This window comes from Caballeronia glebae (genome assembly GCF_001545035.1).
GTDB lineage: Bacteria > Pseudomonadota > Gammaproteobacteria > Burkholderiales > Burkholderiaceae > Caballeronia > Caballeronia glebae.
The window spans coordinates 1-7,848 of the sequence record NZ_FCOJ02000120.1; the positions used below are offsets into that span (position 1 = coordinate 1).

Genomic DNA, 7,848 nt, shown 5'->3' on the forward strand with positions numbered 1-7,848 from the left:
TGCGGCGGAAGTAATTCCGAAAAGGGCTGTTGCGCGGCGTGACCATGCTGCGCGAGAACGACTTTACGTTCTCTGACTGAGCGCCCCGGATCTCCGGGCGCTCCCTGCACGCCGCGTCCCCGGAAGGGATGTGGCGCGTAGGTCTCTATATAGATTTCAAGAAGCTCGCTCCCTCACCGGAGCGGGCTTTTTTTCGTCCGTCGCTTCCTGCGAGTCGGACCTTTTTCAACGGAGGTGCTGTTCCATGTTGCTGCCCGACCGCCTCAATCAGCGCATCGCCGAGGCCATCAAGCATCAAATCAATAGCGAGCGGGAAGAAGCGGATACCACGTCTGCGATCTGGCGTGCCCGCTGCGAAGTCGCACAGATCGCGATGTATAGCGACGCCCAGCGCTCTGTCTTCATTTCCCATATCAGCGAACGTCGCGGCAGTGTGGCAGCCAGAGAGATGCAATCTCAGGCTGAAGCGCTGCGGACCAACGCCATCTTCGTTCTTGCAAGGAAGCCATCATGAATGCTGTTGTCCAGATGTTCGATCACGCGCCGCGCAGTCTCGTCGAAGAGCGAGCTATTCGGCCGCCCACGATCGGCAAGATTCGCCCAGGTATTAAGGTGCTCACGCGCGCTCATCAGGCCAATGAAAAAGCCGTCAAACTCTACAACGACATGGTGGCCGCGGGTGAGTCGTTTGAGGCGATCGGCAAGATGCTGGAAACGTCGCTGAAGCTGCGCAACGCGCTCGTTCCGCGAAACGTCGACTACTTCGTTTGCAGACGCTCGGATTTCTCGAATCCCGATACGGCTGACGAGATCCTGCGGCTGTATGGCGAGGATCGGGGACAGGGCTTGAGGCTCTACCGCTTTCCCATCATGTTCGCCTTCGACGACTGGCTTCGCAACGTGCCGAATCAAATGGCCGCGTACACCACGGCCGGGCGGCAGTATTTCTCGGAGTACGACCGCGACGGCAAGCGCTACTGCAAGACATACGCACCGGTTGAGCGCAATGCACGCGCGCAGCGGGCGCGTCGATCGTTTGGCGGGCGACTGGTTGTTCACCGGCAAGACGACGACATTCCCGATGGCGTTTGCGATCCGCACGTCTGTCCGCAGTATCAGGACCGAAAATGCAACCTGACCGCGAACTTCCTGTTCGCAGTCCCCGACGTGAAAGGACTCGGCCTGATCGAGTTGCCGACGAATTCCATCTACGTGTTGCAGAAAGCGTACTCGGCGATGCAAACCGTGGCACTGGCGCGCGGCAGGCTTACCGGCACACGCTTCTGGCTCTCGAAGAAGGAATTCGACATCACACGTATCGATGACAACGGCCAGGCCGTGCGTCAAAAGCAGATGCTGACGGTGTTGGATGCCGACATTGACCTGGGCGCACTGCTGGACGGCGCGGACGAGGCTCAGCCGGCGCTCGATGCTGCCAGTCGTGCAGTGGCACTGCTGGAGTCGGACGGAACGGTACAGTCCATCGGCGATCCGGTTCCTCCGTCGAACGGGCAGCCCGCCGGCGTAGAACATCCGGGCGACGACGCACCATCGGTCACTCACGATGATGGTGGTCATGAGGACGACTCGCCGGATCCCGACGAGACGCTCGAAGACAAGCGTCATCGCATGTCGGACCTGCTGCATCGTCTGGGGTTGAGTCAGCCGGAGCGTCAGAACGGCTTTCGCAAATACGCGCACCAGACGTACGGTCGCGGCTGGATCGAACGCATCGCTGATGTAGATGTGATGAATGCGCGTCTTAAGAACGCGCTCGACGATCCCGCCTCGCTTGACGTCGAAATTCAGGACGCGATTGCACAAGCTGCTTACGTCTAACCTTGGCCAGTCCCCCTTGCGGGGGCTGGCATCCTTTCTTCTACCGCTCGCGCATGAGAGCATTTCAGCAAGAACCGCTTGCTCAAATGTTTTCGACCGCGCTGTATCTGCGCATCGAATCCCGTCCGCTTCGGCGGCCCATCTACTTGTTCACGCGAAGGAGCTTCCGATGCGTAGAGTCGGCAACTTCACGCTGTTCTTCGGCGCGGAAGACGCGCTCAGCAACTGGCATCCGTGCCGCTTTTCCTACCACGGCGTCGACTTCGTCAGTGTTGAGCAATTCATGATGTTTTCGAAAGCCAAGCTATTCGGCGACGAAGACATTGCGCAAGCTGTGCTTGCCGCCCATCTGCCGAAGGAACAGAAAGCCCTCGGCCGCAAAGTCAAAGGGTTCGAGCTCGACACGTGGAAGGCTAAGCGCGAGTCGATCGTCTATGTAGGATGCCGCGAGAAGTTCGCACAGCATCCGGGCCTGCGCGCGCTATTGCTCGCAACGGCGCCGACAGAGCTCGTTGAAGCCAGCCCCTACGATCTAATATGGGGCGTGGGCTTGGGCGAGCACCATCCAGATATAACGGATAAATCGAAGTGGCGCGGCCTGAACCTCTTGGGCCAAGCGCTGATGAAAGTCCGCGACACGCTCAGTTCCTAACGTTCTATCGATCGCGCCGATGCGGCGTATCGACATTCACTGGCTACCCTCGGGTGGCCTTTTTCATTTCCAGGAGGCGACTTTGAAAATCGCTCATTTCTCCGACTTGCACTACGCGCCGGCAAACCTCGAAGAAGCTGACCGCTGCTTCGGCTTTGCCACCGATCAAGCGGTGCTCGCGCACGCGAACGTTGCTGTGATATCGGGCGACGCGACGGACCATCGTCTCGACGCTCATGCGCCTTCGCTGAACCGCCTCGCGCGTCGCATCAATGGGCTAAGCGGCAGCATGCCAGTCTTGATGCTGCAAGGCACGTTCTCGCATGAGCCGCCCGGCACGCTGCGCAACTTCGAACTGATGGCAACGACGCATCAGATCTATGTTGCAGAACGTGTTCAGCAGGTAAGCCTTCACGAAGGGCGGTTCTATGCCTCAAGCGGACCGGTGTTCTCCGAGGAGGAACTTCGCGAAGTTCTGGTGATAGGCGCTGACGCCGTATTCACCTGCTTGCCCACGGTCAACAAGGGGCAGTTGGCCGCGGCTGTCGGTGCCAAGGAAGCCGGCACCGGCCTCGAAGCTGTCTTGGGTGACTATTTGGCAGCGGCAGGCCGCGTCAACCAGCGTCTTCGCGCGGCTGGCATTCGAACTGTCGGGGTCTCGCACGGTACGGTCAACGGCTGTACGACCGAGCACGGCGTGACGATGGCGGGATTCGATCACGAGTTCTCGCTCGGCAGTCTGTTCGAAGCCGAATGCGACGCCTTCATGCTTGGGCACATCCACAAATCGCAGCAGTGGGAGCGGGCAGGCCGTGTCGTGGCCTATCCGGGCTCCATCGGACGGTTCCACTACGGCGAGGAAGGCGACAAAGGCTTTCTCATGTGGGACGTACAGGTGGGCAGCGCGCGCGCCGATCTGATCGTGACGCCCTCGCGACAGACGATCTGCGTCGACTTCGACGGGCCGCCGGACATTCAGCGCCTCGCCGAGATCGCGCTGGATGCAACCGACAAGTTCGTGCGCATTCGTTGGCAGGTTGACGAGGAGCACCGACAGTCTGTGGACCGCGTGCTTGGGACACACAAGCCGTGTTCCGATAGCCCGGGGTTTCTCTCGGCTATCGGAACAGCGGTTTCACCGCGTCTTTGGACGCATCGACTCGTAGTAGCAGGACCTTTCTCGAGCAGTTCATTTCTTCTTCACCCTGGCGGGGAGCGATCCCCAACAGGGGCGCACTCCGCCTAACTCATCGGAGGGCATCATGTTCGGTCTTTATCCCGCAGGTCCGGAATGGATCCGCACATTCGCGCTGGGCAATTGCTCGTCGCGAGATTTGCAAAAGTCGTTGGTCGAACTCGCAGGGTTCACCGCCTCGATCCAGCATCAGCCGTTCGGTCAACATCGCGGCGCTGTACTGGCGCAAGCGGGCCAGACGTTGCTGCTGCTGGCGACCACGCCCGGCGCGAGCGAAGTTGCGATCACGCCGACCGTGGAAATGCAGCACCTGCTCTGGTCGTATCAAGAGGGGTATGCAAGCCAGTGGTCGGCGACCGAGATCCGCAGCCTCACCGGGTATAGCGGATGGTCCGAGCTTCTCACGAACGCGCGCCGCGAGTTCAGTAGAGCCTGTGATCATGTCGCAGCCGCCCTCGACGGGACGCTGCAATCGCCCGAAGCGCCCAAAGCTCCGGTGCGCTCGGTGCCGTCCGTCGTGATGAACGAGCCGTTTCCCAACGAGGACGACGAGGCTTTTTACGCGCAGATGGCAGCGATGTCCGCTTCGATGAGTGTTTCGGAGGATCTGTCATGCGGCCTCTGAAACTGACGCTGGAAGGCTTCGTCGGCGTGCGCGATGGCATGAAGCGCGAGAGCGTGACGCTCGATCTGGAATCGCTGCCGGATGGCCTGATCGCCTTGACCGGCCCTAACGGGGCGGGCAAGACCACGATCATGGACAACCTGCACCCATATCCGATCATGCCCTCGCGTGCGTCGAAGCTGTCCGTCGATGCTTTCTCGTACTGGGATCACATCTGTGGCACCAACGCGCTGAAAGAACTCGAATGGGAGCACGATGGGATTCGCTATCGCTCGTCCTTCACCTTCCGCAAGCCGGGCAAGACAGGCAAGGCGGAGTATTACCTGGCCTATCGCGGTGTCGACGGTACGTGGCGCCCGGTGTCACTGCCCGACGGAACAGTGTCGGACGGCAAGGCAGAGTCGTACAACCGCTGTGTCGAGGAGATCAACGGTTCGTTGGAAACGTTCTTCACGAGCGTCTTTTCCGCTCAGAACCGGCGACCGCTTGCGTCCTACGGTGCGGGCGAGATTAAGATGCTCTTGGCTGAACTGCTCGGTATCGAACACCTTAAGGCGGTGTCGGCGAAAGCCGGCGAAGTCGCGAAGGTGCTCGGCAAGTCGCTGGACGCCATACAGTCCGAACTTAATGCGCTTGCCGGTAATCGGCAACGCAAAGCTGACGTGGAGCAGTCGGTCGTTGCGCAGGGCAACGCCTTGCGTGGCGCTCGCGAGCAACGCGATGCCGCGCTTGAGCAAGCGAGCAAGCTGACTCAGGAGCGGGCGACGCTCGCTGCAAAGCAGGGCGAATCGGCTACAGCCGAGGCGCGCCTTCGGGAACTAGGTATGCGCCGCGACGAATTGGTGCGCGCCATGAAAAGCGCCGCCGACGACGAACAGGCAGCGGCAGCTCGAAGCCAACAGCGTGTCGTCGTGCTGAGCCGAACGACAACGACGCACCAGGCAACGCTGGCTCGCCGTGACGCCATCATGAGTGCTGCAGCCAAGCGCGAAGAGGCCGAGTTGGCGATTGCGCGGGAGGACGCGAAGTTTGCCCCTCTGCAACGCGACATCGCAGACCTCGAAATCAAGCGTGCAACGTTGAGTACGTTGGAGACGTCAATCTCGGGCTTGATGAGCGCGGGCACGACAAAAGCCGCGCACTTCGAGACGTTGAGAAAACAGGCTGCGGTGGTCGACCAGGTCCCCTGTGTCGGTCATTCGATGCATGCGCAATGTCCGCTGCTTACGCAGGCATTGCAGGCGAAAGCGCAGGCGGAAGTGCAGCGCGTGTCCGTTGCCGATCTTCGAGCGCAGTATCGCGAGAAGAAGGCGCAAGCCGAAGCGTTAGCGCTGGTGCCCGCGGAGTTGGCGGCCAAACGTGTCGAAATGCTCGCCATCACCGATGCGGCCGCACAGCTTCGTCGTGCTTTGCAGGCGGCGACAGAACTTGCCGCCAGCAAGCCGCTTCTTGATGCAGCCATATCGGGGCTCGAAGCCGCGCAAGCGGAGTTGCGCTCGATCGCTGAGGAAAGTGCGGCACGGTCGGCTAAGTACGAGGCCGAGAGGGCGCGTATGACAGCGGATCTTGCTCGCATTACTGAGGAGGTCGGCCGGCTGGCCGCCGTTGATGTGACGGGGGCGATTGCCAAGCTGGACCGCGACATTGCGTCGAATCGCGAAGCGATTGCGGCGCTGGACGGTCGGATCGAGCAATCGATTCGCTCGCAGAGCGTGCTACAGGCCGAAGCCGAAGCGTTAGCGGTGGAGTTGGAGAAGTTCTCGGCGACGCAGTCGCGCGCCGATCGCCTTTCCGACGAGATCGCGCGCTGGAAACTTCTGGCAAAAGGCCTCGGCAACGATGGCGTGATCGCGCTGACCATCGATGATGCTGGCCCGGCGCTCACGCACACCGTCAACGAGCTTTTGCTCGCGTGCTACGGGATGTGTTTCACCGTGGAGATCCGCACGCAGCGCACGCTCGCGAGCGGCGAACTGCGGGAGGGCTTCGAGATCCTCGTCCATGACGCCGAGTCCGACAGCAGCAAGTCGGTGTCGGTGATGTCCGGTGGGCAGAAGGTCTGGATCAACGAGTGCCTCACGCGCGGCATCGCACTGTATCTCGCGCAGAACACCGGTCAGCCGTATCAGACCTTGTTCAGTGACGAGTCGGACGGTCCGCTCGATCCGGAGCGCAAAGTGCAGTTCATGCGCATGAAGCGAGAGGTGCTGCGACAAGGCGGATACCAGCGAGAGTTCTTCATCTCGCAGACGCCCGATCTTGTTGCAGAAGCCGACGCAGTCATCGACGTGCAGGCGCTTGCCGCCTGATTTCTCTGAACTCTTGTGGGGAGTCGCCCCCCTCAGGGGACCCCAGCGGGGGCGCTTCTCGTTCCCTCCTATCTCGCGCCGCTTGGCGCTCATCTCTTACGGCAAATCTTTTGATGCTGCTGCTCTCAGCAGCCGGCAGTCCTTTTCACTCGAACGCGGTGCCTCACCTGCCGCCGGCGCAACAAGTTGCACCGGCTACCGCGCGGTCTCAGCAGGCGCGCCCGCCGTACCTGAGTCGCGCATCCGCTTTCGACACCGGGCGCCTTCGTCGTATCTGACAACGGCATCTTTACCTTGACTTTACTGGAGTCGCTCTCATGACTTATTCATGCACCGATTTCGCGGACGACGTACTCAACGACATGGTGATCCGAAGCTGGATCAAACCCGAGCAGTACGGTCCTGAAGACACGCAGGCGCAGTGCGATGCGGTGTTGGGCGCGATCGGCGATGCGGACGTATCGCCGCGCCAGGCCGCTCACGCGAAGCAGTTCCACGCGGAGCTGCTCGATGCCGTTGAAACGCTGACCGGCATCGCGGATCAGCACGGGGCGCTCGCGCTCGCGACTGTCGTCTATCTACAGGCGGCGATCCTGAAAGGCGGTGTGATCGAGCTTACGCGCAATGAAGTGGATAGCTTCGCTTTCGTCAGAGACCTTCCTTCGGGCGGTCGCTGGTGGCAGAGCGTGAAGGTGACCGAGTAAGCGGCGCCACATCGCCCATCAACTTTTTTCTCAACCTCAGCGGACAGGCGACCCGCAGGGGTCGCTCCGCACATTTGTGGAGTGCTTTTATGTTCGAAGCAGCGAAGCTCGGCGCAACGCCGGAACAGTTCGTCCACCTGGAAGCGGCGATCGATTACATCGCCGGCACGCCGTCACACGCGGGCGAGGTCCGCCCGTGGGTCCGTAACGTCGATACCAAGGTGTTCGTGATCATCGGTGGCAGAGTGCAACCTCGCAACGGGGTGCCGCATGATCCCGCCTTGGCTCGATCAATACGCCAGTGGCCAGAAGGTCGGCTACGTCCAAGCGCTGATGGCTTACGCGGACTATTACGGCGTCGATGGCTCGGCCGATGACGACCCGGAAATCGAGGAGCGGATTGCAATGCACCGGCAGCCGATCGTCGGTTATGCCAGCCGCACCGGCATACACGCAACGCCAAGCTGAAAGCGCCGAACTTAGATAAATGGCTGTATCACGCCAACAACGCAGCGTTTCGCCTC

General features: G+C 61.0%; 8 protein-coding genes and 1 pseudogene. All 9 read left to right on the forward strand.

From position 1 onward, the window contains the following. The first annotated feature begins 244 nt into the window (after positions 1-244). Positions 245-514, forward strand: coding sequence for a DUF7696 family protein (locus tag AWB82_RS35855; protein WP_200818288.1), 270 nt, complete (start codon positions 245-247; stop codon positions 512-514). Then, positions 511-1,839, forward strand: a complete 1,329-nt coding sequence (locus AWB82_RS35860) for a recombination directionality factor (protein WP_086973993.1) — start codon at positions 511-513, stop codon at positions 1,837-1,839. Before AWB82_RS35855 ends, AWB82_RS35860 begins: the two co-directional genes overlap by 4 nt. Before the next feature lie 169 nt (positions 1,840-2,008). Next, positions 2,009-2,491 (forward strand): NADAR family protein, encoded by a 483-nt coding sequence (locus AWB82_RS35865; RefSeq protein WP_086973994.1) that lies wholly within the window; start codon positions 2,009-2,011, stop codon positions 2,489-2,491. Between the two features lie 82 nt (positions 2,492-2,573). Then, positions 2,574-3,737, forward strand: coding sequence for a metallophosphoesterase family protein (locus AWB82_RS35870; RefSeq protein WP_235023589.1), 1,164 nt, complete (start codon positions 2,574-2,576; stop codon positions 3,735-3,737). Positions 3,738-3,753: 16 nt separating this feature from the next. Next, on the forward strand, positions 3,754-4,311 hold the full coding sequence (locus AWB82_RS35875; protein WP_086973995.1) for a hypothetical protein: 558 nt from the start codon (positions 3,754-3,756) through the stop codon (positions 4,309-4,311). Beyond that, a complete protein-coding gene (locus tag AWB82_RS35880) occupies positions 4,299-6,620 on the forward strand; it encodes an AAA family ATPase (protein WP_086973996.1) in 2,322 nt (773 codons plus the stop codon). Before AWB82_RS35875 ends, AWB82_RS35880 begins: the two co-directional genes overlap by 13 nt. 317 nt (positions 6,621-6,937) lie before the next feature. Beyond that, positions 6,938-7,324, forward strand: a complete 387-nt coding sequence (locus AWB82_RS35885) for a hypothetical protein (RefSeq protein WP_086973997.1) — start codon at positions 6,938-6,940, stop codon at positions 7,322-7,324. A gap of 270 nt (positions 7,325-7,594) precedes the next feature. Next, the gene (locus AWB82_RS35890; RefSeq protein ID WP_086973998.1) at positions 7,595-7,792 is read left to right on the forward strand and encodes a hypothetical protein; all 198 of its coding nucleotides are present in this window, start codon (positions 7,595-7,597) and stop codon (positions 7,790-7,792) included. Continuing rightward, positions 7,771-7,848: pseudogene (locus tag AWB82_RS39075) on the forward strand (carbonic anhydrase); the annotation flags it as partial. The gene AWB82_RS35890 and the pseudogene AWB82_RS39075, both read left to right, overlap by 22 nt.

What these genes read in the sequence shown, in the direction of transcription:
- AWB82_RS35855 (WP_200818288.1), top strand. Translation starts at nt 245, where the DNA reads ATGTTGCTGCCCGACCGCCTCAATCAGCGCATCGCCGAGGCCATCAAG.
- AWB82_RS35860 (WP_086973993.1), top strand. Translation starts at nt 511, where the DNA reads ATGAATGCTGTTGTCCAGATGTTCGATCACGCGCCGCGCAGTCTCGTC.
- AWB82_RS35865 (WP_086973994.1), top strand. Translation starts at nt 2,009, where the DNA reads ATGCGTAGAGTCGGCAACTTCACGCTGTTCTTCGGCGCGGAAGACGCG.
- AWB82_RS35875 (WP_086973995.1), top strand. Translation starts at nt 3,754, where the DNA reads ATGTTCGGTCTTTATCCCGCAGGTCCGGAATGGATCCGCACATTCGCG.
- AWB82_RS35880 (WP_086973996.1), top strand. Translation starts at nt 4,299, where the DNA reads ATGCGGCCTCTGAAACTGACGCTGGAAGGCTTCGTCGGCGTGCGCGAT.
- AWB82_RS35885 (WP_086973997.1), top strand. Translation starts at nt 6,938, where the DNA reads ATGACTTATTCATGCACCGATTTCGCGGACGACGTACTCAACGACATG.
- AWB82_RS35890 (WP_086973998.1), top strand. Translation starts at nt 7,595, where the DNA reads ATGATCCCGCCTTGGCTCGATCAATACGCCAGTGGCCAGAAGGTCGGC.